The sequence below is a fragment of the Kitasatospora sp. NPDC002965 genome (assembly GCF_040611255.1).
Classification (GTDB): domain Bacteria; phylum Actinomycetota; class Actinomycetes; order Streptomycetales; family Streptomycetaceae; genus Kitasatospora.
The window spans coordinates 11,789-34,604 of record NZ_JBEXNT010000103.1 but is presented as its reverse complement, the minus strand read 5'-3'; the positions used below and the strand labels follow the sequence as shown (position 1 = coordinate 34,604).

Here is a 22,816-nt window from a genome sequence, read left to right as displayed (position 1 = left end):
CGGTCTGCCGCGCCGCTCCCGCGGCGGCGGGCCGGTCCTGGTGCCGACGCCCGCCGGCGAGCCCGCCGGGCAGGGGACCGGACGGCACCGCCGGGAGGACGGCTCCGCCCCCGGGGTCCTGTCGCCGGACGGTGTGCCCGCCGCCGGGGCGGCGTCGGACGGGGCGCCGGCCGCGGGCACGGTCCCGCAGGACGCCGCGCCCGGACGGAGCGTCACGGCCGCCGGGGCCGCCGGCCCGGGCGCCCTCCCGCGCCGCATCCGGCAGGCCAGCCTCGCCCCGCAGTTGCGGGACCGGGCTGCGGCCCGGCAGGGCGCGGGATCCGACGGCGTCGAGGCCGACCCTGCGCGCGAGCGCTCGCCCGAGGAGGCCCGGGCCACCTTCGCCTCCTTCCAACGCGGGTTCACCCGGGGCCGGACCGCCGGCAGCCCGTCGGGGGCGGGGCGCCCGGCGGCGGACGCCGGGCCCGCGACGGCGCCCCCGCCCGTGGCCGCCTGGCTGCCGCAGAACCCGGACCGCCGGGCGATCGCTCCGGCACCGGCGCCCCCGGCGTTGCCCGGTCCCGCCGCGGGCGAAACCGCGCCCCTGGCGCGCCGCGCGCCCGTCCGGCCGCCGGCCAGGATCGCCCCGGCCGCGCTCCCGCTCGCGGAACCGGGCGCACCCGCCGGTCCGTTGACCGAGGGACCGCCCGCACGCACCGCACCACCCGCAGCGCCCGTACGATCCGCAGGACCGGCTTCACCCGTACGACCCGTACGACCCGTACGACCGGCTCGATCCGCACCACCCGCACCACCCGCACCAGCGGAAGGAACAGATTCATGACCTTGTCGACGCAGTCGTCCGGAGACCTCAACTGGCTTCTGGACGACCTGGTAGGACGTGTCGCGGCCCTGCGGCACGCGGTGATCCTTTCCAGCGACGGGCTGGCCACCGGTGCCTCCCGGGGCCTCGAACGGGAGGACGCCGAGCACCTGGCCGCCGTCGCCGCGGGCTTCCACAGCCTGGCGAAGGGCGCCGGTGGGCACTTCAAGGTCGGCGGGGTCCGCCAGACCATGGTCGAGCTCGACGAGGCGTTCCTCTTCATCACCGCGGCCGGCGACGGCAGCTGCCTGGCCGTGCTGAGCGAGGCCGAGGCGGACATCGGCCAGATCGCCTACGAGATGGCCCTGCTGGTCAAGCGGGTCGGTGAGCACCTGGCCGCCGAGCCGCGCGCCGACGTGGCCCCGCCGGTGAGATGAGCGGCCCTGTGGCGGAGGAGTCGAGGCCCGCGCCGGACGGTCGGGCCGCGGGCGAGCGGATCGTGGACGAACAGGATTCCGGCGACCCACGCCCGGGCGGCCGGGCCGACGGCGGTCCGGCCGACGACGGCGCGGTCGACGACGGCCCGGGTGCGGATCCGTCCGATCTCGACCTGTTCCGGCCCCGCACCCCGGTCGACGACCGCTGGTTCGACGACGACGCCGGCCCGGTGGTGCGGCTGTACTCGATGACCCGCGGCCGGACCAGGCCGGTCGAGGACGGCCTGTTCGACCTGATCTCGCTGGTCACCGCGGCCGATCCCGCTCCGGCCGCGGGGGCCGTGCCCGCGCACGTGCTCGACCCGGAGCACCGGACCATCCTGGCCTGGTGCCGCCGGGGCCCGCTCTCCGTGGCCGAACTGGGCTCCTACACCGACCTGCCGGTCAGCGTGGTGCGCGTCCTGCTCGGCGACCTCTACGACGCCGAGCTGATCAGCGTCACCCGACCCGTTCCGCTCGCCGAGCTGCCGGACGAGCGCCTGTTGCGAGACGTGATCAATGGACTCCGTGCGCTCTGACCTCCCCGTGACCGCCGCCGCCCCGGTCCCCGGCTCCGCCCCCGGCCGGGCCGCCCCCGCGGCGCAGTCCGGCGACCCGCGGTGGCGGGGCGGCCCGGCGGTCGCGGTGAAGATCCTGGTCGCGGGCGGTTTCGGCGCGGGCAAGACCACCCTCGTCGGCTCGGTCAGCGAGATCCGTCCGCTGCGCACCGAGGAGGAGCTGAGCGAACTGGGCCGCCCGGTGGACGACACCGCCGGGGTGGAGACCAAGCGCACCACCACGGTGGCGATGGATTTCGGCCGGATCGACCTCAAGCCCGGACTCGCGCTCTACCTGTTCGGCACGCCCGGCCAGGACCGGTTCTGGTTCGTCTGGGACGAACTGGCCCGTGGTGCGCTGGGCGCGGTCGTGCTCGCCGACACCCGCCGGCTGGCGGACTGCTTCCCGTCGGTGGACTTCTTCGAGCAGCGCGGCATCCCCTTCCTGGTCGCGGTGAACTGCTTCGAGGGCAGTGAGGTGTTCGCCCCCGAGGAGGTCCGGGACGCCCTCGACCTGGACCCGGACATCCCGGTCGTGCTCTGTGACGCCCGCCTCCGCGAGGACGGCAAGGAGATCCTGGTCGCGCTGGTCGAGCACGCCGCCGTCCGCCGCCGGTCCGCCGGGCCCGCCGGGCACTGAGGCGGTCCGGCGGGGGACTTGTGACGCCTCGGTGACGGCCGTGTCTCATTCTCATGTCCACATGTCGGACGATCTTGGCCGGGTAGGTTGCCTTGACCGCCCGGGCATGGAAGGCTCTGTCGACGAAGGCCGTCCGGCCCCTTGCCGGGACGCCTCGACCGGCGAACGCAACGCGTGCGGCGCAGTGCCGCACGAGCCGTGCGGACGCACCGTGATCCAGAGGGGGAGGGCAGTGTCGTGAGCTTCGAGCAGCGATGCGCAGCAGCCGCGCCCGCCCCGGCCCCGGTCACTCCGGCGTTGACCGTTCGGCGCTACATCGACCACGCGCTCATCTGCAGCGCCTGCTGTCGGTGACCCTGCCAGCCGTCGCCGTACCCGTCGTCGTCCTTCCGAGGAACCTCCCGGTCCGCGCGTCCCGCCAGGGTCCGCACCGCAGGCCCCTCCGCGGAATCTGACGGTCCATCAATTCGTCGACCCGGCAGCACCGGACAGCCGTCCTGTGGGCCGCCGTCAACCCTGCCCGCTTCGCGGAGAGCACCAGTGAACCGATCCCGTCCCGCCCTTCCTCCGGCAGCTGCCGCCATGACCGCCCGTGCGGTCGGGGCTGCCCGGACGGAGCGGTGCAACGGTCCGTTCACATGGTTGAATGGGCGCATGTACCACGTCGCGGACAGCAGCAGAGGTCGTCGCCTCGACCTCCAGCCGTTCTGGCCGTCCCGGCAGCCGCACCTGTTCGACCAGACGTGTCCGGGGTCGCCCAGCGCGTCCCGGCTCTCCCTCCGCTGACCTCGGGTCAGTTCTCGGCAGCACGCCCGGTCGACGCGCAGACGACTCCACCCCGTCCGTCACGCGCGAAATGAGCGGCATCATGTCTTCTTCCTCCACGGCCACCCTTCCCCTCCCCGCCGCGACCCCGCACCTGCGCGCGGTCCGCTCCGTTCCCTCGAACGGCGAACGATGGCACGGCGGTCCGGTGCCGCCGCGTGCGGCGGGCGCCCAGTCCGCCCCCTCCGCGGCCGCGGTTCCGCCGTCGGTCCCGCACCCGTCGTACGGGTCGGACGTCCCGCAGCTCGGTCAGGTCCCGGTGCCGCCCCAGGCGCTGCTGGCGGCGCTGCCGGAAGGCGCGGCGGTCGTCGCGGCGCTGCCGCACGGCACGCTGCCGCAGGCTCTGCTGGCCCAGTACGGTGCCCAGTTCGGCGCCGCCGCCGGTCACCCGATGGTCGGGTACCTGGTGCTGGTCCCGGCCGAGAACGCGTCGGCCGCCGGCGCCGTCCCGGGTACGGTCCCCGGCGCGGGCGTCCCCGCTCCCGCGGCGCCGACCGCCTCCCCGGTCGCCGGCGTCGCACCGGCCGGTGCCGCGTCCACTGCCGTCCGTCCGGTCCGGCCCGCCGGCCGCGGCATCGCCGTGGACGTGGAGCGGCGCAACGCCTACGTCGACGGCCGGCTGCTCGACCTCACCTACCTGGAGTTCGAGCTGCTGGCGCACCTGACCGAGCACCCGCAGCGCGTGCACACCCGCGACCACCTGGTCTCCGCCGTGTGGGGCTACGGCCACGTCGGTGACGGCCGGACGGTGGACGTCCACGTCGCCCGGCTCCGCCGCAAGCTCGGCGTGGCCTACCGGGACAGCATCGTGACGGTCCGTCGGGTCGGCTACAAGTACACCCCGGTGGCGTGAACCGCCCCTGAGATGTGCCGGATCCGCCGTGCTTCACCCGCTCCGTGCCGGGCGCCGGGTTCCGCGGCGCGTGCGGTGCGGGCCGGCCGTCGGCAGCCGTCGGCGGCCGTCGAGAACCACCGAGAGTCGTCGAGCACGGCCGTACGGGCCGGGCGTTCCTCTGAACGCCCGGCCCGTACGTGCGTGGCCGCGGCCGGTCAGGCCCGCTGGTCCGGTGGGAGCAGGAGCACGGCGAGCGCGTCGGCACAGGAGCGCGCGTGTCCGAGGAACCAGTCGAGCCGGTCGTCGGTGAGGTGGGCCGGCGTCGAGCGGACGGCCAGCGCGAACCGGGCGTGACCGGTGCCGTCCAGCACCGGTACGGCCGCCGTGCGCACTCCGGCCGCCGACTCGCCGTCGTTGAGCGCGTACCCGGCCGACCGGACCTTCGCCAACTCCTCGTCCAGCCGCTCCGGTTCGGTGATGGTCCGGTCGGTGAACGGCGGCAGCGGGCCGAGCGCCGACACCCCGGCCTCGCCCGGGCGCGGCCAGGTCAGCAGGACCTTGCCCAGGGCCGTCGAGTGCAGCGGGCGGCGCAGTCCGAGCCCGCTCTCCGGGCGGACGGACGCGCCGACCAGGATCACCGCGTGCGGGCCGCTGCGGATCGCCAGGTCGGCGGTGGCGCCGGTGCGCCGGGAGAGCAACTCCAGCTCGGGCGCTGCCAGGTGCAGGCCGCGCTGGTGGAAGGAGAGCTGGCCGAGTTCGGCGACGGCCGGACCGAGCCGGTAGCGGGCCGACTGCTCGTCCTGCTCCAGGAACCCGGCGCTGACCAGAGTGCGGGCCAGCCGGTGCGCGGTCGAGACCGACAGGCCCGTCCGGCGGGCCAGGTCGGAGGCGCTCAGGTCGGGGCCGTTGTCGTGGAAGCAGTGCAGCAGGCCGAGGGCCCGCTGCACGGCCTGGGCGCCGGCCGGTGGGCTCTGGACGGCGGTGGCGGCCTCGGCCATGGCACCTCACGTTCTGTCCGGCGCTCCGGCCGGTTCACCGGAGTCGCTCCCAGACTAGGGCAGCCCGTGCTGCGGGATTGTGTCAACAGCGTTGCAATGGGATGCCGTTCATGAACAAGTGATCCCACGATGTGGCAAAGGCTTGCCTCTGGCTCCCTCGTCGTGGAACGCTCGGCGCAGCGCACCGGACGAGCCCCGTCCACCGCGCCGGACCGCAGGAAGGAGCAGCGCCGTGACGACCCACCGGTGCCCCGCCTCCTGCGCCTGTTGTCGCTGACGCGTCGTCCGCGCCCACCGCCTACGCCCCGCCGCCGCAAGGCCGGTGCGCGCCCCGTGCCGCGCACCGCCGCACCCGCGTGCACCCCGTCGCAGAGGAACCCGCCACCGTGCCCAGCCCCACCAGCAGGACCGCCGCCACCGCGCCGGCGTCCGCCGCCGACGCCCCGCCGACCCTGTGGTTCACCCGCTGCCCCGTCCCCACCGCCACCGGCATCGCCGCCGACCAGGGCCGGTTCGCCCGGGAGTTCGCCGCCGACGGCATCGCCGTCCGCTCGCTCCAGGACGTGCCGCCGGAGGTCGCCGCCGACCACCACTACACCCACGCCCTCACCGGTCTGTTCCGCGAGGGCGGCAACGTGCCGGCGCTCTGGGCCCGTTCGCGCGGCGAGCGGACCAGGCTGGTCGGGCTCACCTGGATCGAGGAGCGGCAGGTCGTCCTGGTCCGGGCCGGGAGCGGCATCGCAGGCCCGGAGCAGCTGCGCGGCCGACGCCTGGCCGTCCCACGTCATGGGATCGGGATCGATTTCTGGCGGGCGATGGCCCTCTCCGGCCTGCACGGTGCGCTGTCGCTCGCCGGACTCACTGCGGACGATGCCGAGTGGGTGGACGTCCCGGCCGCCCCGGACGGCGGGCAGTGGGCCGCGGAGCTGGCCGCCCTGCGGGACGGCGTCGTGGACGCGGTGTACGTGAAGGGCGCGCTGGCCGTGGAGGCGGCCCGGCGCATCGGCGCGGAGGTCGCCGTCGACCTGGACGTGGCGCCGGACCGTCGAGCCCGGGTCAACAACGGCACGCCGCGCCCGATCACCGTCCACCAGGACCTCCTCGACAAGCACCCGGACCTGGTCGCACGCTTCCTCTCGGTGCTGCTGGAGGCCGCCGACTGGGCCGCCGAGCACCCCGCCGAGGTGGGCCGCATCCTCCAGGCCGAGACCGGCGCGGGGGAGGAGGGCGTGGCCGGCGCGTACGCGCCGGGCAGTCACCGCACCCTGCACCTCGACCTCTCCGAGGAGCGGCTGGGTCTGCTGGAGCAGCAGGAACGGTTCCTCCACCGGCACGGCTTCCTGGAGGCCCCGGTCGACGTCCGCGCCTGGGCCGATCCCGAACCGCTCCGTGCCGCCCGCGCCCTGCTCGCCGCCCGCCGCGGCGCGGACGGCTGACGGCCGCCGCCACCGGCCGTCCGTCAACCCCGGCCCCGCAGTCCCCACCGCTCCCCCCGCTGTCCCGCCCCCGGCCTTCCCCCGGCCGCCCGCCGACGGCCTTCGAACGTTCGTCAGCCCCGCTCTCCTCAGGAGTCGACCCCGTGAACCCCTCCCGCCTCGCGCTCGCCGCCACCGCACTGCTCGCCACCACCGCCCTGGCCGCCTGCGGCTCGTCCGCCGACGGGGCCAAGGCCTCCACCGACGGCGGCAAGGCCGAGGTGGTCCTCCGCGTACCCGACCCGGGCAACAACGGCTTCCTCGCCCTGGGGAAGAAGGACGGCTCGCTGGACAAGGCGCTCGCCGCCGTCCACGCCAAGGTCGCCTGGACCGGGAGCGCCGGCCCGTTCGCCCCCGCGGCCCAGGCGCTCTCCGCCGACCAGCTCGACGTCGCCCAGGGCTCGATCACCTCCGCCGTCGCCGCACTGGCCCAGAAGCCCGGCTTCAAGCTGTTCGCGCAGACCGCACCGGACGGGGTCGGCGAGGGCATCCTGGTGAAGAACGACTCCCCGGTGAAGACCGTGCAGGACCTGGTCGGGAAGAAGGTCGCGGTCAGCCAGGGCGGCACCAGCGAGTACCTCCTCCTGAAGGCGCTGGAGAAGAACGGCGTCCCGACCGACAAGGTCGAGCGGGTCTACCTCCGGGCCGACCAGACCTCGGGCGTCTTCAACTCCGGCCAGGTCGACGCCTGGGCCACCTGGAACACCTTCTCCACCCCGTCGATCGCCAACTCCGGCTCGCACTTCCTGGTCAACGGCAAGGAGGTCGGCTCCGACAACTACGCGGTCTGGGCCGTCCGCAACGGCTTCTCCGACAAGCACCCCGAGGTGGTCAAGGCCTTCTACACCTACCTGCACGACAACGGTCTCAAGGAGAAGGCCGACCCGGCCGCCTACCTCAACGTCTTCACGGACTCCGGTCCGACCGCCGTCACCCCCGCGGAGAAGGAGGTCGCGGTCAACGTCGGCAGGCAGGGAGCCACCGCCGACGTCATCGGCGACGCCGACATCACCCGCTTCGGGACCGTCGCGAAGTTCTTCGCCGACCAGAAGGTCACCAAGGAGCAGGTCGACGTCAAGCCCTACCTGATCGACATCAGCAAGCTCGCGGACGGCGCCAAGTGACCGCCACCACCCAGGCGCCGACCGGTGCCACGGCCAAGAACGCCTCCGGCCCGGCCGGCGCCGTCGACGGCCGGCCCGAGGGCGGGCCCGGCACCGGCCAGGGCACCGGCACCGGCCACGACACCGAAGCCGGCACGGCCGCGGCCCGCGCGGCCGGCCTGGTCGAGCCGCGCACCCGCCTCCAGACCCCGCGCCCCCGCGCCCTCGCCCTGGTCCTGCGCACCCTCGGCCCCGTCGCCCTGCTCGGCGGCTGGGCCCTGGCCTCCGCCACCGGCGCCCTCACCCAGGACGTGCTCGCCTCACCCGCCCAGGTGGCCGAGGCGGTCGGCGAGCTCTGGGGCAACGGCCAACTCACCGACGCGCTCACCGTCTCGCTCACCAGGGCCGGTCTCGGCCTGCTCTTCGGAGCCACCGTCGGCCTGGTGCTGGGTGTGGTCACCGGCTTCTTCCGGCTCGGCGAGGAACTGCTCGACTCGGCGGTGCAGGTCCTGCGCACCGTCCCCTTCCTCGCCCTGGTGCCCCTGTTCATGGTGTGGTTCGGCATCACCGAGACCGCCAAGGTGGCGCTGATCGGTGTCGCCACCAGCTTCCCGATGTACGTGTCGACCTCCGGCGGGGTCCGCAACAGCGACCGCAAGCTGATCGAGGCGATGCGCAGCTTCGGCCTCGGCCGCTGGGCGATCGTCCGCACCGTCGTCCTGCCCGGCGCGCTGCCCTCGCTCCTCTCCGGGCTGAGGCTCTCCATGACCCTCAGCGTGATCGCGCTGATCGCCGCCGAGGAGATCAACTCGACGGAGGGCATCGGCTACCTGATGGCCCAGGCGCAGAACTACTCCCGCACCGACGTCCTCGCCGTGTGCATCCTGATCTACGGACTGCTGGGGCTCACCGCCGACGGCGTCGTCCGCCTCCTGGAGCGATACCTGATGCCCTGGCGCAAGGCCACCCAAGGAGCCGGCCGATGAGCACCCCGACCGTCCCCACCACCCGCACCGCCCCGACCCCGGGGAGCGCCCCGGCCGACGGGCCCGCACCCGCCGAGACCCCGGCCGTCCACCTCCGGGGCCTGCGCCGGGTGTTCGGCACCCGGGCCGTCCTCGACGGGGTCGATCTCGACATCGCCCGCGGCGAGTTCGTCGCCCTGCTCGGCGCGAGCGGCACCGGCAAGACCACCCTGCTCCGCATCCTCGGTGCTCTGGACCGGTCCGACGCCGGAACGGTGCTCGTCCCGCAGGTCCGGACGGTGGTCTTCCAGGAACCCCGCCTGGTGCCCTCGCAGCGGGTGCTCGCCAATGTCACCGTCGGCCTGCCACGGGGGGCCGCCACCCGGGAGACCGGCCTGAAGGCGCTCGCCGAGGTCGGCCTGGAACGGCACGCCGACGCCTGGCCGGCCACCCTCTCCGGGGGTGAGGCGCAGCGGGTCGCGCTCGCCCGCGCCCTGGTCCGCGAGCCCCAGCTCCTCCTGCTGGACGAGCCGTTCGCCGCCCTGGACGCCCTCACCCGGCTGCGCATGCAGGACCTGGTGGGCGACCTGGTCCGCCGTCACCGCCCTGCGGTCCTGCTGGTCACCCACGACGTCGACGAGGCCGTCCGGCTGGCCGACCGGGTCGCCGTGCTCCGCGACGGCAAGCTCGTCCGCGACGAGCGGGTCGCCGTCGAGCACCCGCGCGACCCGGCCGATCCGGCCTTTGCCGAGCTGCGGCGGGGCCTGCTGGCCGACCTGGGCGTGCACTGAGCACCCACCCGTCACGCCCGCCCCGCACCGCACCGCCCGCACCGCTCGCACCGCACCGCCCGCCCGGACCACCCGCCCGCACCGCCCGCACCACAGGAGCTGATCCCCATGGCCATCACCCTCGGCGTCCACGCCAGCAACCCCTCCCTCTACTACCTGTCCCGACTGGACTACCTGGAGCAGGAGTTGGCCCCGCTCGGTGAGACCGGCGCGTTCCACCACTACGCCGACGGCACCCGCACCGGCGCCCTGCTGGCCGACGGCACCATCGACTTCGGCGGCACCGGCTCCACCCCGCCGGTCACCGCCCAGGCCGCCGGCCACGACCTGGTGTACGCGGCGGTCTCGGCGCCCCGCCCGGACCACGGCGCACTCCTGGTGCGCGCCGACGGGCCGGTGCACACCGTCGCTGACCTCCGGGGCGGCACCGTCGTCCTCGGCATCGGTTCCTGGCAGACCCACCTGCTGGCGAAGGCCCTGCACGCCGAGGGCCTCTCCTACGCGACCGACATCACCGCGGTCCGCCCGGCCGCGGGCGAGGACCAGGCGCGCCGGCTGCGCGACGGCGAGATCGCCGGCTGGATCGCCCAGGGCGCCGAGCTGGCCGCCGCCCGCCGCACCGGGGGGTTCCGCGAGCTGATCCGCACCGGCGACGTCATCACCGACCGTTCGGTCTTCTTCACCCGCCGGGACTTCGCCACCGACCGCCCCGAGGTGGTCGCCGCGATCGGTGCCGCCCTGAGCCGTGCGGACGCCTGGGTGGCCGCCCACCTGCCGGAGGCGGCCGCGATCGCCGCCGAGGACCTGGGCGGGAGCGCCGAGGACTGGGAGGCGGCGCTGGCCGTGCTGCCGTGGCGGCTTGAGCCCGCCACCGCCGGATTCGTCACCGAGCAGCAGGAGGCGGCCGACATCTTCCACGGCGTCGGCTTCATCGACCGTGCGGTGACCGTCGCCGACGCGCACCTTCCCGCTCTGGAGGCCCCGGTGGCCGCCGCGCTCGCCAAGGCGGTCTGACCGATGGCCTCCGAGTTCCTCTGGTACATCATCCCGCGCGAGGGCCACTACCCGTGGGAGCCGGCCGGCCGGCGCCCGGTCGACCTCCGCTACCTCCAGCAACTCGCCGGCAGTGTGGAGCGGTTGGGCTACACCGGCGCGCTGCTGGCGACCGACCTCTACGACGTCTGGGACCTCGGCAACGCGCTGGCCGCCGCGACCACACCGGCGTTCAAGCCCCTGCTGGCCGTTCACCCCGGGCTGGTGTCGCCGACCCTACTGGCCAAGATGGCGCTCAGCTTCGACCACCTGCACGGCGGGCGGCTGCGCTTCAACGTGGTCAACGGGTCCACCGCCCAGCTGCGCGAGTACGGCCTGCACGTCGAGCACGACGACCGCTACCGGCTCAGCGCGGAGTACTGGTCGATCGTCAAGCGGCTCACCGCCGGCGAGGTCTTCGACCACAAGGGCGAGTTCTACGACCTGAAGAACGCCGGTGCGAGCCTGCGCGAGCTGCCCCCCGTCCAGCCGGGCGGCATCCCGCTCTGGTTCGGCGGCAGTTCGGCGCCCGGCATCGAGATGGCCGCGGAACACGTGGACGTCTACCTGACCTGGGGCGAACCGCCGCACCTCCTCAAGGAGAAGCTCGCCCTGGTCCGCGAGCGCGCCGCCGCACACGGGCGGACGCTGCGGATCGGGCTGCGGCTGCACCTGATCGTCCGTGACACGGAGGACGAGGCCTGGGCCGCCGCGGACCGGCTGCTCGACGTCACCGGCGAGGCCACCTACGCCCGCCAGCTCGGCGACGCACGGGGCGAGGACGGGGTCGGCTGGCAGCGGCAGTTCCGCCAGCACGGCGGCAAGGTCCCGGCGCGGGCACGGGAGTTGGAGGTCTACCCCAACCTCTGGCCGGGGATGAGCCTGTTCCGTCCCGGCCCGGGGACGGCGGTCGTCGGATCGACGGCCCAGGTGGTCGAACGGCTCCAGGAGTTCGAGTCGCTCGGGGTGGACACCTTCATCCTCTCCGGCAATCCACTGCTGGAGGAGGCCCACCGGGTCGCCGAGACGGTGCTACCGGCCCTGGGTGTCGACCGGCGGTAGCGCGCCCGGTCCGAGGGGGAACGGAACCGGTGAGGTCAGCGCCAACTGGCGGGCGAAACGGACGACGGCCCTGAGCAGGTAGGTCCGCACGGTGGCTCCCGGGTGTCTCGACGGTCGCGTACGGACGGTCCAACGACAGCGGCACCCGGTCGGTCACGCACCAGTGACCGGCCGGGTGCCGCTGTCGGGCGCCGCGGCGGGCGCGTCGCCCGCGGTCGCCCGACCGCTCGGCCGCTCGACTCCTCGGCCGTTCAGCCGCTCAGCGAGTCGATCTCCGCCAGCTCCTCGGCCGTCAGCGGACCGCCGGCCAGCGCGTCGATGTTCTGGTCCAGCTGCGCCACGCTGCTGGCCCCGATGATCACCGAGACCACCCGCGGGTCCTTCAGCACCCATGACAGCGCCAGCTGCGCCAGCGTCTGGCCGCGCCGCTCCGCGACCTTGTTCAGCGCCCGCAACTGCTCCAGCTTCCGCCCGGTGAGCGCCTCCTCCTTCAGGAAGTGCCCGACCGACATCCGCGAACCGGACGGCACCTCGCCCGACAGGTAGCGGTCCGTCAGGAGGCCCTGGGCGAGCGGGGAGTAGGCGATCAGACTGGTCTGGGTGTCGCCGACCGCGTTCAGTACGCCGTCCTCCACCGACCGGTTGAGGATCGAGTACGGGCACTGGTTCAGGAGCACCGGCGTGCCCAGGTCGCGAAGGATCGCCACCGCCTCCCGGTGCTGCTCCGCCGGGTAGTTGGAGATGCTCGCGTACAGGGCCTTGCCCGCCCGGACGGCCGAGGCCAGCGCGCCCATCGTCTCTTCCAGCGGGGTGTCCGGGTCGTAGCGGTGCGAGTAGAAGACGTCCACGTAGTCCAGGCCCGTCCGGCCCAGCGACTGGTCGAGGCTGGCCAGCAGGTACTTGCGGCTGCCGCCCTCGCCGTACGGGCCGGGCCACATGTCGTAGCCCGCCTTGGAGGCGATGAAGAGCTCGTCCCGGTACGGGCGGAAGTCCTGTGCGAACAGGTGGCCGAAGTTGCGCTCGGCACTGCCGTACGGCGGGCCGTAGTTGTTCGCCAGGTCGAAGTGGGTGATGCCCCGGTCGAAGGCGCGGCGCAGCACCGCCCGCTGGACGTCCAGCGGCTGGGCGTCACCGAAGTTGTGCCACAGGCCCAGGGAGACGGCCGGCAGCAGCACGCCACTGCGGCCGGCCCGGCGGTAGGTCATCGAGGCATAGCGGTCATCCGCGGCGAGGTAGCTCATGCCGGACATCCTGCCAGGCCGGGGGCGTTCGGCCGAGGGACTTGCCGAGCCCGTGGCGCTGCTCGCCCGGCGACCCTTGCCTCCCTCCTGACCGGTGCCTATGCTCGCGGTGGATCGTGTGTGTGCGAGACGAAGGGGGAGCCGGATGTCCGTTCGTACCACCCTCCTTCGCTGTTGTCGTTCCCGCAGCACCTCGCGCTGAGCCGGCCGGAGCTCCGGCTTCCGGCGTGATCCCCTTCCCGGTGCTGCCCCGGCGTGAGCGACCGTCCGTGGTGCGCTGCGCCGGGCTGCCGCGCCGGCCGTCCGGCCCCGTCGAGCCGCACCCCGGCCGCCGTCCGGCCCCGCCCCCGACCCCCGTCCCGGCCTTGGGCCTGGTCCCGGCTCCGGCTCCGGCTCCGGTGAACCCACCGGTGCCGACGCCGCCGGTGTCCCGGGCTCCGCGGACCTCCTGAGCGTCGCCGGATCCCCGGCCCTCCGGACCTCGGACCTCGGAGCCCGGAGTCCGGAGCCCGGAGCCCGGAGTCCGGCGGCCCTCCCGGGCGGTCCCGACGGGCACCCCATCGAACGTCAACAAGGAGACCGTCGTGCGGTTCACCGTCTCGTCCCTCGTGTCCAACGGGCCCGACCCCGTCACCGGCGTGCAGCGCACCCCGTCCGAGAAGCTGCACAACGTCATCGACCAGGCCGTCACCGCCGAGCGGCTCGGCTTCGACGGCTACGGGGTGGGGGAGCGGCACGGTGAGCCGTTCCTCTCCCCGGCGCCGCCCGTGCTGCTGAGCGCCATCGCCGCCCGCACCTTGACCATCAGGCTGTTCACCACCGTCACGGTGCTCTCCGTCCTCGACCCGGTGCGGGTCGCGGAGGACTACGCGCTGGTCGACCAGCTCTCCGGGGGGCGGCTCGAACTGATCATCGGCAAGGGCAACGACCCGCGCCACTTCGACCTGTTCGGCCTGCCGGAGGACCGCCAGTGGGACGCGCTGGCCGAGAACTACGGCCTGCTGCGCAGGCTCTGGCGGGAGGAGAAGGTCAGCTGGGAGGGCACCACCCGGCCGGCGCTGAAGGAGGTCACGACCTGGCCGCGCCCGTACCAGACCCCGATCCCGGTCTGGCACGGCAGCGCCACCAGCACGCTGTCCACCGAGCTCGCGGCCCGCTACGGCGACCCGCTGTTCTCCGCGAACGCGTTCCACCCGCTGCCGAAGTACAAGGCGCTGGTCGACCACTACCGCGAGCGCTGGGAGCACTACGGCCGCGCCCCCGAGGACGCCCGGGTGGGGACCGGGTTCGGCGGGCTGTTCATCGCCGAGCGGTCGCAGGACGCGGTGGAGGGGTTCCGCCCGTACTGGGACGCCCTGTTCGACTCGGCGGCGGGCCGGCACAACAAGTCGCCGTTCGAGTCGTTGGAGGACGCGCTGGAGCGCGGTTCGGCGCTGGTCGGCAGCCCGCAGCAGGTGATCGAGAAGATCCACCGCTACCACGAGGCCTTCGGCAACGAGGTGGTCGGGATCGGGGTGGACGCGCTCACCGAGGACGTCCAGCACGAGCAGCTGGAGCTGTTCGCGAGCGAGGTCGCCCCCGTGATCCGGCGCGAGCTGCCGTCCGTCCGGCCGCAGGCGTGACGCTCCGTGACGCCCGGCGGCGTGCGGAGTGATGCGCGCCACCGTCCTGCGGTGAATGCCGCCCGGCCCCGCCGGGGACGACGATCTCGCAGGGCCGTGGACCGCCGGGGGGCGGCCCACGGCCCGTGGACGCCTCCGGGCCTTCGGGCCTCCCGAGGGTTCTGTACCTACTGGTATGTACATCTCGCCCGCCGGTGGGTACCGTGATCGTCATGGCAACCCAGGACCGTCTCGTCGAGAGCACCCAGGAGCTCCTCTGGGAGCGCGGCTACGTCGGCACCAGCCCGAAGGCCATCCAGCAGCGCGCCGGCGTCGGCCAGGGCAGCATGTACCACCACTTCGACGGCAAGCCCGACCTCGCCGCCGCCGCCCTGCGCCGCAGCGCCGAGCAGATGCGCGCCGTCGCCGAGGCCGACCTGGCGGCTCCCGGCACCGCGTGCGACCGGATCGCCGCCTACCTGAACCGCGAGCGCGACGTCCTGCGCGGCTGCCGGATCGGCCGGATGGCCCAGGATCCGGAGGTGGTCGCCGACCCGAGGCTGCGCGCCCCCGTCGAGGAGACCTTCACCTGGCTGCGCGGCCGGATCGCGGAGGTCGTCGCCGAGGGGCAGGCGACCGGCGAGCTCCGCTCCGCCGCCGACCCGGCCGACCTCGCGGCCGCCGTGGTCGCCGTCGTCCAGGGCGGCTACGTCCTCGCCCGCGCCGCCGAGAGCGCCGAACCGTTCGAGCAGGCCGTGCGCGGTGTCACCGCCCTGCTCGCCGCGCACCGGGCCGGCTGAACGGGGCCGCAGGACCGCCGTCCCGCCCGCGTCGCACCCGCCCGCGTTCCGCCGACCCCCGGGGAGTCCGCCCGTGCACGCCATGCAGTACGAGATCACCCTCCCCGCCGACTACGACATGACGGTCGTCCACCGGCGGATCGCCACCAGGGGACACCTCCTCGACGACCACCCCGGTCTCGGCCTCAAGGCCTACCTGGTCCGCGAGCGCGGCCTCGACGGGTCGCCCGTCAACCAGTACGCGCCGTTCTACCTCTGGCGCACGGCCGAAGGCATGAACGGCTTCCTCTGGGGCCCGGGATTCCGGGGGCTGAGCGCCGACTTCGGCCGGCCCGCCGTCCGGCACTGGCTGGGCGCGGGCCTGCGCCGCGGCGGCGCGCCGGGCACCCCGGTCGCCGCCACCCGCCGCCTCGACCGGCTCCCCGAGGACGCCGACCCCGCCGAGGCCGTCGAACGGGCGCTCGCCGAACTGCCCGACCACCCCGACCTGCACACGGCGGCCGTCGCCGTGGACCCGGGGCGGTGGGAACTGCTGCACATCGCCCTCTGGCTCCGTGCCGCCCCCGAGGACGCGCCCGGGACCCGCTACCGCGTGCACCACCTGTCCAGCCCCGAACTCGACCGGCTGCCCGCCGGCCGCCACTGGTGAAAGGACCGCCCTTCCCGATGGACCTCGCCGATCCCACCGCCACCGGCCCCGCCGACGTCACCGCTGCCGGCCTCGTTCCCGCCCCGTTCGACCGCGCCGCCGGCTACGCCCTGCTGGACCGGCTGGCCGACCCGCGGACCCGGACCGGCACCCTCGGCCCCCTCGACGAACTCGCGCCCGGCTTCCCCGACTGGATCGTGACCACCCTGTTCGGCGGCACCTACCAGCGCCCGGGGCTCGCCCTGCGGGACCGCCAGGTCGCCAACCTGGCCGCCCTCACCGCCCTCGGCGGAGTGGAACCGCAACTGGCCGACCACGTCCGCAACAGCCTGCGGATCGGTCTGACCAGGGAGGAGATCACCGAGGTCCTGGTCCACCTCGCGCCCTACGTCGGTGTCCCCAAGGCCCTGGCCGGGCTGCGCGTCGCGGCCGCGACCTTCGCCGAGACGGACGACGCCGCCGCCGCAGGGGCCGGGGCGCCGTGAGCACCACGCGCCCTTCGGTCCGCACCGTCCTCGGCGACCTCGACCCCGTCGACCTCGGTGTCTGCGACGCGCACGACCACCTCTTCCTGCGCAGCCCGCTGCTTCCCGGCGAGGAGCTCGACGACCCCACCGCCGCCGAAGCGGCCCTGCGCGACTTCGCCGCGGCCGGCGGGCGGGCGCTGGTCCAGTGGACCCCGTTCGGCATGGGGCGGCGGGCCGAGGAGCTCGCCGCCCTCTCCCGGGCGACCGGCGTCCACCTGGTCGCCGCGACCGGCCTCCACCAGGCCGTCCACTACGACCCGGCGGAACTGGAACGGCGCTACGACGGGCTCGCGGGCCTGTTCGTCGCGGAGCTCACCGTCGGACTGCGGGGTGCCCCCGAGGGGGTCCGGGCCGGTTTGATCAAGGTGGCGGGGGAGTACCACGGGCTCGGCCCGCACACCCGCCGGGTCATGGCGGCAGCCGCCGAGGCGCACCACGCCACCGGCGCGCCGATCGCCGTCCACCACGAACTCGGCACCGCCGCACCCGAGGTCCTCGATCTGCTCTGCGGTCGCCACGGCGTCCGGCCGCAGCGGGTGATCCTCGGCCACCTCAACCGCCACCCCGACCTGCGGCTGCACCGGGAGCTCGCCGCGTCCGGCGCCTACCTCGCCCTGGACGGTCCCTCCCGTGCCCACCACGCGACCGACCACCACCTCTTCGACACCGTCGCCGCGGTGGTGGAGGCGGGCCACGGCGACCGGCTGCTCCTCGGTGGTGACACCACCACCCGCTCGGCCCGCCGCACCCCTGGTCCCGCACACCTGCTCACGGCCCTGGCGCCGCGGCTCTCCCGGGCGTTCGGCCCCGATCTTCCGCACCGGCTTCTCACCGCCAACCCGGCGCGGGCCTTCGCCGCCGAGTGGCTCGGGCCGGGCCGGCCGGCCTGAGCGGCCTGAGCGACCGGAGCGACCGGAGGGCCCGCCCGGCCTACGCGGGCGGGCCCCAGGCGGCGCCACGCCTCACATGTGGGTGCCGCCGTCGATCCGGATCTCCGTCCCGGTGACGAACGCGCCGTCCTCCGAGGCGAGCATGGCGATCACGCCCGCGACCGTCTCCGGTCCGGCGAAGCCCTGGCCGAGGGCGGGGGAGAGCTTGGCCAGCAGGCCGAGGTCGGCGTCCGCGGGCAGTCCCGGGTCGTGGGTCATGCCGCTGTCGATGCTGCCGGGTGCGACGCAGACCGCGCGCAGGCCCTGCTTGGCGTATTCGGCGGCGATCGCGTGCGTGAAGGACTGGATGCCGCCCTTGGTCGCCGCGTAGGCGGCCATGTAGGGGTGGGCGAAGGTCGCGGAGGTGGAGCTGAAGTTCACCACCACGCCCCGGCCGCCCGCGAGCAGGGCGGGCAGGGCCTCGCGGGTCATCAGGAAGGTGCCGGTCAGGTTGACCGCGACCAGCTTGTTCCAGAACTCCAGGCTGGTCTCGTGGGTGTGCGAGGAGCGCAGGATGCCGGCGGCGTTCACCAGGACGTCGAGCCCGCCGAGCCCTGCCACCGCCTCGGCGACGCCGGTCCGGACGGCGGTCTCGTCCGACACGTCCAGGACCACGGTGCTGAGGCGGTCGGCGGTGCCGTCGGCGGTTGCCCGCTCCAGGGTGGCCCCGAGACCGGTCCCGTTGACGTCGGCGGCGACGACCCGCCCGCCCTCGGCCAGGATCCGGTGCACGGTGGCCTGTCCGATGCCCGAGCCGCCGCCGGTGACCAGGACGTTCCGTCCGTTGAAGCGCTCCATGGTGGTACTCCGTTCCGTTCGTGGTCTCGCGACCTCACTGGCACCGTACGCCCATGTGGCACGTCGTGCCAAAAAGGCGTGACGCGTCACCTGTGCTCCCCGCGTCACATCGACCGGCCACGCCCTGCCGTCTCCCCGTGCCAGGGCGGCGCAACGTGCCACCGGGCCCGCCGTCCGCGTAGCCTGACCCCGTGACCGGACGCCCCACCCTCAACCAGCGCCGCCGCGAGAGCACCCGGCTGGAGATCGCCCGCGCCGCCGCGGCGCTCTTCGCCGCCCGCGGGGCCGAGGCGACCACCGCGGAGGAGATCGCCCAGGCCTCGGGCATCTCGCTGCGCACCTTCTACCGCTACTTCTCCGAGAAGGAGGACGCCGTCGCCCCGCTGCTCGCGGCGGGCGGCGAGCGCTGGGTGCGGCTCTTCGCCGAGGGTTCGGCCGGCCTGCCGGTGCGCGAGGCCCTGGAACGTTCGGCGGCCGAGTCGCTGACGCCGCCCGACGACGACGCCGTCGAGGCCATGCAGTGGACCCGCGACCTGCTCCGCGACCCCCGCCTCGCCTCGGTGTGGCAGCGGGTGCACGCCGACTCCGAGCAGCGGTTGCACCTGGCGATCGCCGCCCGCTGTCCGCAGGGCACCGACGTGCTGGAGATCCGGCTCGCCGCCGCGGCGGCCACCACCGCCATCCGGGTCGCCCTGGAGCAGTGGGCCGTCTCCGGGGCCGCGGCCACCGGCCCCGGATCGCCCCGGGAGCTCGGCGCCCGCTGCATGCACGAGCTCACCGCGGGCCTCGGTCTCTGGGCCCGCGTCAGCTGACGCGGGCCCAGGCGGAGCAACCGGCCCGGACCTCCCGGCGCCGTCCGAGCGTGGTCCCGGCGCCGTGCGGGAGGCCCTCGCCCCACCGCGCCCTCGCCCTTCCCGTGGTCCGGAGCGGGCTTCGCCGGGCCCTCCCGCGCGAGGCCGGCCCGTACGCGCGGCGGGCGTCTCCTCCCGGAGACCGAGGCGATGACCGCTGGTCGGCGGGTCCGGGGCACCGCTTCGGACCGCTAGGGTGGGTGGTCGCGCCCCGGCGACGGCCCCCGTTGTGAACGGGGAACCGGGGCGGCCCTCCCGGGTGTCCTTCCCCCGGGGGCGGGGGAGTACGAGGCGTGGGAGCAAACAAGACATGGGTCTGACGAGCCACAAGGTGCTGGCACTGACCGTCCTGATCGCCGTCGCGGCGATGGCCGGGACGGTCTGGCTGTGGCCGAGACTGTCGAAGCGGACCTGGCAGGCGGTGCTCGGCCGGATCGGCGCGCTGTGCGCGACGCAGCTCACCGTGCTCGCCGCGCTCGGCCTGGTCGCCAACAACTACTTCGCCTTCTACAGCAGTTGGGACGACCTGCTGGGCACCGGCGACAGCGGTCCGGTGGTCATCCACAACAAGGCGGACGCCTCCGGCCGGCTGCGCGTCGAGACCATCGGGCACGCCGAGGTCAAGGGCGGCGGGGCACTGGGCCGTGAACCCAAGCAGTCCGGCGAGATCCGTGAGATCCGCATCGACGGTGCCACCACCCGGCTCTCCACCGAGGGCTACGTCTACCTGCCGCCGCAGTACTTCCAGCCGGAGTACGAGCAGAAGCAGTTCCCTGCGCTGGTCGTCAGCACCGGCTTCCCCGGCATCGCCAAGAACCTCGTGACCCGGCTGAACTACCCGGGCGCGGCGCTCAAGCTGCTCCAGGAGGGCCGGATGCAGCCGACCGTCCTGGTGCTGGTGCGTCCCTCGCCGGCCCTGCCGCAGGACACCGAGTGCGAGGACGTCCCGGGCGGCCCGCAGTCCGAGACGTACTTCACCAAGGACGTGCCCTCGGCGATCCAGGCGACCTACCGGGTCTCCGGCGATCCGCGGGCGTGGGCGTTCATGGGGAACTCGACGGGCGGCTACTGCGCGCTCAAGCTCGCCATGCGCCACCCGGAGGTCTACCCGACCGCCGTCTCGCTCTCCGGCTACTACCGGGCCGCCGAGGACCCGACCACCGGCGACCTCTTCAAGGGCAGCGAGCAGCGCCGTAACGAGGCCGACCTGATGTGGCGCCTCAAGAACCTGCCGCAGCCCGAGGTGGCCGTGCTGCTGGCCGGCACCAAGGAGGGCGACGGCGACTACCGTCGCGAGACCGAGGCGTTCGTGGCCGCGACGCGCAGCCCGATGAAGGTCTCCTACAGCATGCTGGAGACGGGCGGCCACAACTTCGAGACCTGGAGCAGGCTGCTCCCGTCCTCGCTGGAGTGGATCTCGCAGCACCTGGTGGTTCCCGGCCGGACGGTCTGACCACCGGGCCCGATCGGCAGGCGGCCAGGACGGCCGGCACGTCTCCGGTGGCCCGGTGGCCCGGTGGCCCGGGGGCCGACAGGCGGCCGTCAGGCCACGGACTGCAGCGTGCCGGTGTGCAGCTCGCCGACCCGGCCGCCCTCGCCCTCGTACGTCCAGAACGCGCGGACCGTCATCCGGCCCAGGTCCATGACGTGACTGACGGTGATGCCGCTCTGTTCGGTCCAGCTGACGAAGTACAGCTGCGGACCGACCTCGGCGACGTGCAGGGCGACGTCCTCCCACTGGCCGGCCGACTCACCGAGGCCCTCCCAGCGCAGCCGCTTGCCGTCGGCCGAGTAGGCGTTGCGGAAGGCTGCGCCGTTGTCGACCTGGAACAGGAAGGTGCGGCCGGCGAAGCCGGGCAGGGGGGCGGTCATGGTGGGGCTGGTCCTCGTCTCTCATGCGGTTCCCGGTGCGGTCCGGACGGTTCCGGCGCGGTTGGATCCCCAACCTATCCGACCGCCCCGTCTTTCGCGGCGTACTCGGGCACGGGGACGGGGGCCGACGGGCCGGGCCCCGCACCGGACGTCCTCCTGCCGCGCCCTCCTGCCGGCCGCCTCCCGCTCCACCCCGCCACCGGCCGGGGAACCGGTCCTTCCGGGCGGCCCTTCCGGGCGGCCCTCCTCGACCGGGCCGCGGTGCTCCTCGGGAGCGCGGCGCCGGTGCCGCCCCGGACCGGAGGGTCCCGGCCGGGCCTGATCCGTAGCTTCCTCCCAACTGATCAACTCCGCAGGCGCGTTGATCATCCGCGGACCCCGGGTCTGTGACCTGCGCGACAACCGTCCGTGCGAGGTTGTCCGGTCCCCGGCGGCCTGCCTAGCCTGCAGGGGCGTCCGCTGTCGCGGACTCCCACCGTCGGGACGCCGAGTCCTGTCCACCCGCCGGTCGGCACCCGAGCACCACAGCGGACGGGAGCGGGGGACCCAAGGTCAGTGCCCGGTCCGTGCGCCTCCGCGCCCGGACTGCGGCTAGGGGTGAAGCCGCTCCCCAGGCGGCCGGGCAACCTCAGCCCGAACCCGACAGCTCACCTCGCAGGCGTCGTAGAGGACCCAGCCATGCCCCCTGCCCCGCACCGGCCTGCCCGGCGCCACGCGCCCCGCCACGCCCGCCCCACCCACCGGCGCCGCACCGCCGCCCTCGCCGCCACCGGAGCGCTCGCCGTCACCGGCGCCGGCCTGCTCGGCGTCCCGGCCCTCACCGGAGCCCAGGCCGCCACCGCGCCCACCGTCACCCAGGACGCCCTCACCCCGGCGACCATGGTCGCCGGCAAGGCCTCGACCGCCTCGCTGGCCGTCCACTCCTCGGCCTGCTTCACCGCCAAGACCGTCGGCGTCGGCATCCGCGACGCGGCCGGCCGCAACCTCGACTTCCCCGGCAACGTCAGCAACGCGCAGATCTGCCCGAGCGGCCTGTCGATCACCACCGGTGCGCGCACCCTGGCGGCCGGTACCTACACCCAGTTCGGTTTCTGGCAGGACCTCGGTGGTGCCTGGCACAACCTGCCCTCCCGGCAGCTGGTGGTCTCCGCCACCGCCACGCCGAGCCCGACCCCCACCCCGTCGCCGACGACGCCCCCCACCACGACCCCCACCGCGCCCCCCACCACGAGCCCGACGACGCCCCCCGCAACCGGTGCCCCCGTCGCGGGCAAGAAGCTCACCTGGTCCGACGAGTTCAGCGGCCCGATCGCCTACGGCTCCCGCTGGACCGGCGACCGCAGCAGCGCCTACCGCTACGGCAACCACAACCCCGACGACAACAAGCTCGACTGGCTGAACAAGAACAACGTCACCGTCGGCGGCGGCGCCGCCACGTTCACCGCCAGGCCGGGTGCCAACAAGCTGGAGAACGGCAAGCAGTCCTGGGACACCGGGCTGCTCACCACCGAGTACTCCAGCGAGGGCTTCCAGGTGAAGACCGGCGACTACGCCGAGACCCGGGTCAAGCTCCCGGCCGGCACCGGCGCCTGGCCGGCGCTGTGGACCTGGAAGAACGGCAACGGGGAGATCGACACCTTCGAGTACCACCCCGACAACCCGAACCTGCTGGAGCTGACCAACCATGTCAAGCCGGGTCACCTGTACTACACGGACGCCAAGGCGATAGCCAAGGACGGCTGGGTGACCATCGGCACCCACTACGGCGCCACCTCCGTCGACTGGTACGTCAACGGCGTCAAGGTCTTCTCGGACGGCAAGGGCGTCGGCACCACCTGGTCCGCGTACCTGATCCTCAACCTGTCCCTGAGCGCGGGGCAGTACCACCCCGCGCCCCAGGGCACCGCGCCGATCACCTTCGCCGCGGACTACGTCCGGGTCTACCGCTAGGACCGGCCCCGAGACCGTCCGCTCCCGGAGGAGCGGG

General features: G+C 74.4%; 23 protein-coding genes and 1 riboswitch. Of the genes, 19 read left to right on the top strand and 4 right to left on the bottom strand.

Annotated features, from left to right (window positions below):
• Nucleotides 1-819 precede the first annotated feature (819 nt).
• From ABZY91_RS30700 to ABZY91_RS30680, 5 genes are all read left to right on the top strand, one after another.
• Nucleotides 820-1,239 carry a roadblock/LC7 domain-containing protein gene (locus tag ABZY91_RS30700; protein WP_329880538.1) on the top strand — a complete coding sequence of 140 codons (420 nt, stop codon included), beginning with the start codon at nucleotides 820-822 and terminating at the stop codon, nucleotides 1,237-1,239.
• Nucleotides 1,236-1,817, top strand: coding sequence for a DUF742 domain-containing protein (locus ABZY91_RS30695; RefSeq protein ID WP_355406065.1), 582 nt, complete (start codon nucleotides 1,236-1,238; stop codon nucleotides 1,815-1,817). Before ABZY91_RS30700 ends, ABZY91_RS30695 begins: the two co-directional genes overlap by 4 nt.
• Before the next feature lie 106 nt (nucleotides 1,818-1,923).
• The gene (locus tag ABZY91_RS30690) at nucleotides 1,924-2,475 is read left to right on the top strand and encodes an ATP/GTP-binding protein (RefSeq protein WP_329950528.1); all 552 of its coding nucleotides are present in this window, start codon (nucleotides 1,924-1,926) and stop codon (nucleotides 2,473-2,475) included.
• A gap of 654 nt (nucleotides 2,476-3,129) precedes the next feature.
• Entirely contained in the window at nucleotides 3,130-3,261 is a 132-nt protein-coding gene (locus ABZY91_RS30685) for a hypothetical protein (RefSeq protein WP_355406064.1), read from the top strand.
• A gap of 82 nt (nucleotides 3,262-3,343) precedes the next feature.
• Nucleotides 3,344-4,153 carry a winged helix-turn-helix domain-containing protein gene (locus ABZY91_RS30680; protein WP_355406063.1) on the top strand — a complete coding sequence of 270 codons (810 nt, stop codon included), beginning with the start codon at nucleotides 3,344-3,346 and terminating at the stop codon, nucleotides 4,151-4,153.
• A 197-nt stretch (nucleotides 4,154-4,350) separates the two neighbouring features.
• Here ABZY91_RS30680 and ABZY91_RS30675 read toward each other — a convergent pair whose 3' ends face one another.
• The gene (locus ABZY91_RS30675) at nucleotides 4,351-5,133 is read right to left on the bottom strand and encodes an IclR family transcriptional regulator (protein ID WP_355406062.1); all 783 of its coding nucleotides are present in this window, start codon (nucleotides 5,131-5,133) and stop codon (nucleotides 4,351-4,353) included.
• 386 nt (nucleotides 5,134-5,519) lie between these two features.
• Here ABZY91_RS30675 and ABZY91_RS30670 point away from each other — a divergent pair, with 386 nt between their 5' ends.
• From ABZY91_RS30670 to ABZY91_RS30645, 6 genes are all read left to right on the top strand, one after another.
• The gene (locus tag ABZY91_RS30670) at nucleotides 5,520-6,569 is read left to right on the top strand and encodes an ABC transporter substrate-binding protein (RefSeq protein WP_329950502.1); all 1,050 of its coding nucleotides are present in this window, start codon (nucleotides 5,520-5,522) and stop codon (nucleotides 6,567-6,569) included.
• Nucleotides 6,570-6,712: 143 nt separating this feature from the next.
• The gene (locus ABZY91_RS30665; protein ID WP_355406061.1) at nucleotides 6,713-7,732 is read left to right on the top strand and encodes an ABC transporter substrate-binding protein; all 1,020 of its coding nucleotides are present in this window, start codon (nucleotides 6,713-6,715) and stop codon (nucleotides 7,730-7,732) included.
• Nucleotides 7,733-7,890: 158 nt separating this feature from the next.
• The gene (locus ABZY91_RS30660) at nucleotides 7,891-8,697 is read left to right on the top strand and encodes an ABC transporter permease (protein ID WP_329880655.1); all 807 of its coding nucleotides are present in this window, start codon (nucleotides 7,891-7,893) and stop codon (nucleotides 8,695-8,697) included.
• A complete protein-coding gene (locus ABZY91_RS30655; RefSeq protein WP_329950503.1) occupies nucleotides 8,694-9,467 on the top strand; it encodes an ABC transporter ATP-binding protein in 774 nt (257 codons plus the stop codon). The genes ABZY91_RS30660 and ABZY91_RS30655 overlap by 4 nt, the downstream gene beginning before the upstream one ends.
• A 108-nt stretch (nucleotides 9,468-9,575) precedes the next feature.
• Nucleotides 9,576-10,481 (top strand): ABC transporter substrate-binding protein, encoded by a 906-nt coding sequence (locus tag ABZY91_RS30650; protein ID WP_355406060.1) that lies wholly within the window; start codon nucleotides 9,576-9,578, stop codon nucleotides 10,479-10,481.
• Nucleotides 10,482-10,484: 3 nt separating this feature from the next.
• Nucleotides 10,485-11,561 carry an LLM class flavin-dependent oxidoreductase gene (locus ABZY91_RS30645; protein WP_355406059.1) on the top strand — a complete coding sequence of 359 codons (1,077 nt, stop codon included), beginning with the start codon at nucleotides 10,485-10,487 and terminating at the stop codon, nucleotides 11,559-11,561.
• 251 nt (nucleotides 11,562-11,812) lie between these two features.
• On the opposite strand, the gene ABZY91_RS30640 is transcribed toward ABZY91_RS30645, so the two are convergent.
• On the bottom strand, nucleotides 11,813-12,802 hold the full coding sequence (locus tag ABZY91_RS30640; protein ID WP_355406058.1) for an aldo/keto reductase: 990 nt from the start codon (nucleotides 12,800-12,802) through the stop codon (nucleotides 11,813-11,815).
• 584 nt (nucleotides 12,803-13,386) lie between these two features.
• Between ABZY91_RS30640 and ABZY91_RS30635 the strand changes: the two genes are divergently transcribed.
• From ABZY91_RS30635 to ABZY91_RS30615, 5 genes are all read left to right on the top strand, one after another.
• Nucleotides 13,387-14,424, top strand: a complete 1,038-nt coding sequence (locus tag ABZY91_RS30635; protein ID WP_329880521.1) for an LLM class flavin-dependent oxidoreductase — start codon at nucleotides 13,387-13,389, stop codon at nucleotides 14,422-14,424.
• 212 nt (nucleotides 14,425-14,636) lie between these two features.
• Nucleotides 14,637-15,203, top strand: coding sequence for a helix-turn-helix domain-containing protein (locus ABZY91_RS30630; protein WP_329880520.1), 567 nt, complete (start codon nucleotides 14,637-14,639; stop codon nucleotides 15,201-15,203).
• Nucleotides 15,204-15,276: 73 nt separating this feature from the next.
• A complete protein-coding gene (locus ABZY91_RS30625) occupies nucleotides 15,277-15,852 on the top strand; it encodes a DUF4865 family protein (protein ID WP_355406057.1) in 576 nt (191 codons plus the stop codon).
• A gap of 17 nt (nucleotides 15,853-15,869) precedes the next feature.
• Nucleotides 15,870-16,337 carry a carboxymuconolactone decarboxylase family protein gene (locus ABZY91_RS30620; protein ID WP_355406056.1) on the top strand — a complete coding sequence of 156 codons (468 nt, stop codon included), beginning with the start codon at nucleotides 15,870-15,872 and terminating at the stop codon, nucleotides 16,335-16,337.
• Nucleotides 16,334-17,269, top strand: coding sequence for a phosphotriesterase (locus ABZY91_RS30615; RefSeq protein WP_355406055.1), 936 nt, complete (start codon nucleotides 16,334-16,336; stop codon nucleotides 17,267-17,269). Before ABZY91_RS30620 ends, ABZY91_RS30615 begins: the two co-directional genes overlap by 4 nt.
• 72 nt (nucleotides 17,270-17,341) lie before the next feature.
• Here ABZY91_RS30615 and ABZY91_RS30610 read toward each other — a convergent pair whose 3' ends face one another.
• Nucleotides 17,342-18,106 (bottom strand): SDR family oxidoreductase, encoded by a 765-nt coding sequence (locus ABZY91_RS30610; RefSeq protein ID WP_355406054.1) that lies wholly within the window; start codon nucleotides 18,104-18,106, stop codon nucleotides 17,342-17,344.
• A 191-nt stretch (nucleotides 18,107-18,297) separates the two neighbouring features.
• Here ABZY91_RS30610 and ABZY91_RS30605 point away from each other — a divergent pair, with 191 nt between their 5' ends.
• Together ABZY91_RS30605 and ABZY91_RS30600 are read left to right on the top strand one after the other, a co-directional pair.
• A complete protein-coding gene (locus ABZY91_RS30605) occupies nucleotides 18,298-18,918 on the top strand; it encodes a TetR family transcriptional regulator (protein ID WP_355406053.1) in 621 nt (206 codons plus the stop codon).
• 349 nt (nucleotides 18,919-19,267) lie between these two features.
• Nucleotides 19,268-20,410: an alpha/beta hydrolase-fold protein gene (locus ABZY91_RS30600; RefSeq protein ID WP_355406052.1), complete on the top strand. Its 1,143-nt coding sequence runs from the start codon at nucleotides 19,268-19,270 to the stop codon at nucleotides 20,408-20,410.
• An 89-nt stretch (nucleotides 20,411-20,499) separates the two neighbouring features.
• Here ABZY91_RS30600 and ABZY91_RS30595 read toward each other — a convergent pair whose 3' ends face one another.
• Nucleotides 20,500-20,829, bottom strand: coding sequence for a MoaF N-terminal domain-containing protein (locus tag ABZY91_RS30595; protein ID WP_329880511.1), 330 nt, complete (start codon nucleotides 20,827-20,829; stop codon nucleotides 20,500-20,502).
• Nucleotides 20,830-21,349: 520 nt separating this feature from the next.
• A riboswitch (cyclic di-AMP (ydaO/yuaA leader) is annotated at nucleotides 21,350-21,498 on the top strand.
• 9 nt (nucleotides 21,499-21,507) lie between these two features.
• Between ABZY91_RS30595 and ABZY91_RS30590 the strand changes: the two genes are divergently transcribed.
• Complete coding sequence (locus tag ABZY91_RS30590) at nucleotides 21,508-22,779, top strand: glycoside hydrolase family 16 protein (protein WP_355406051.1); 1,272 nt, start codon at nucleotides 21,508-21,510, stop codon at nucleotides 22,777-22,779.
• The last annotated feature ends 37 nt before the right edge of the window (nucleotides 22,780-22,816 follow it).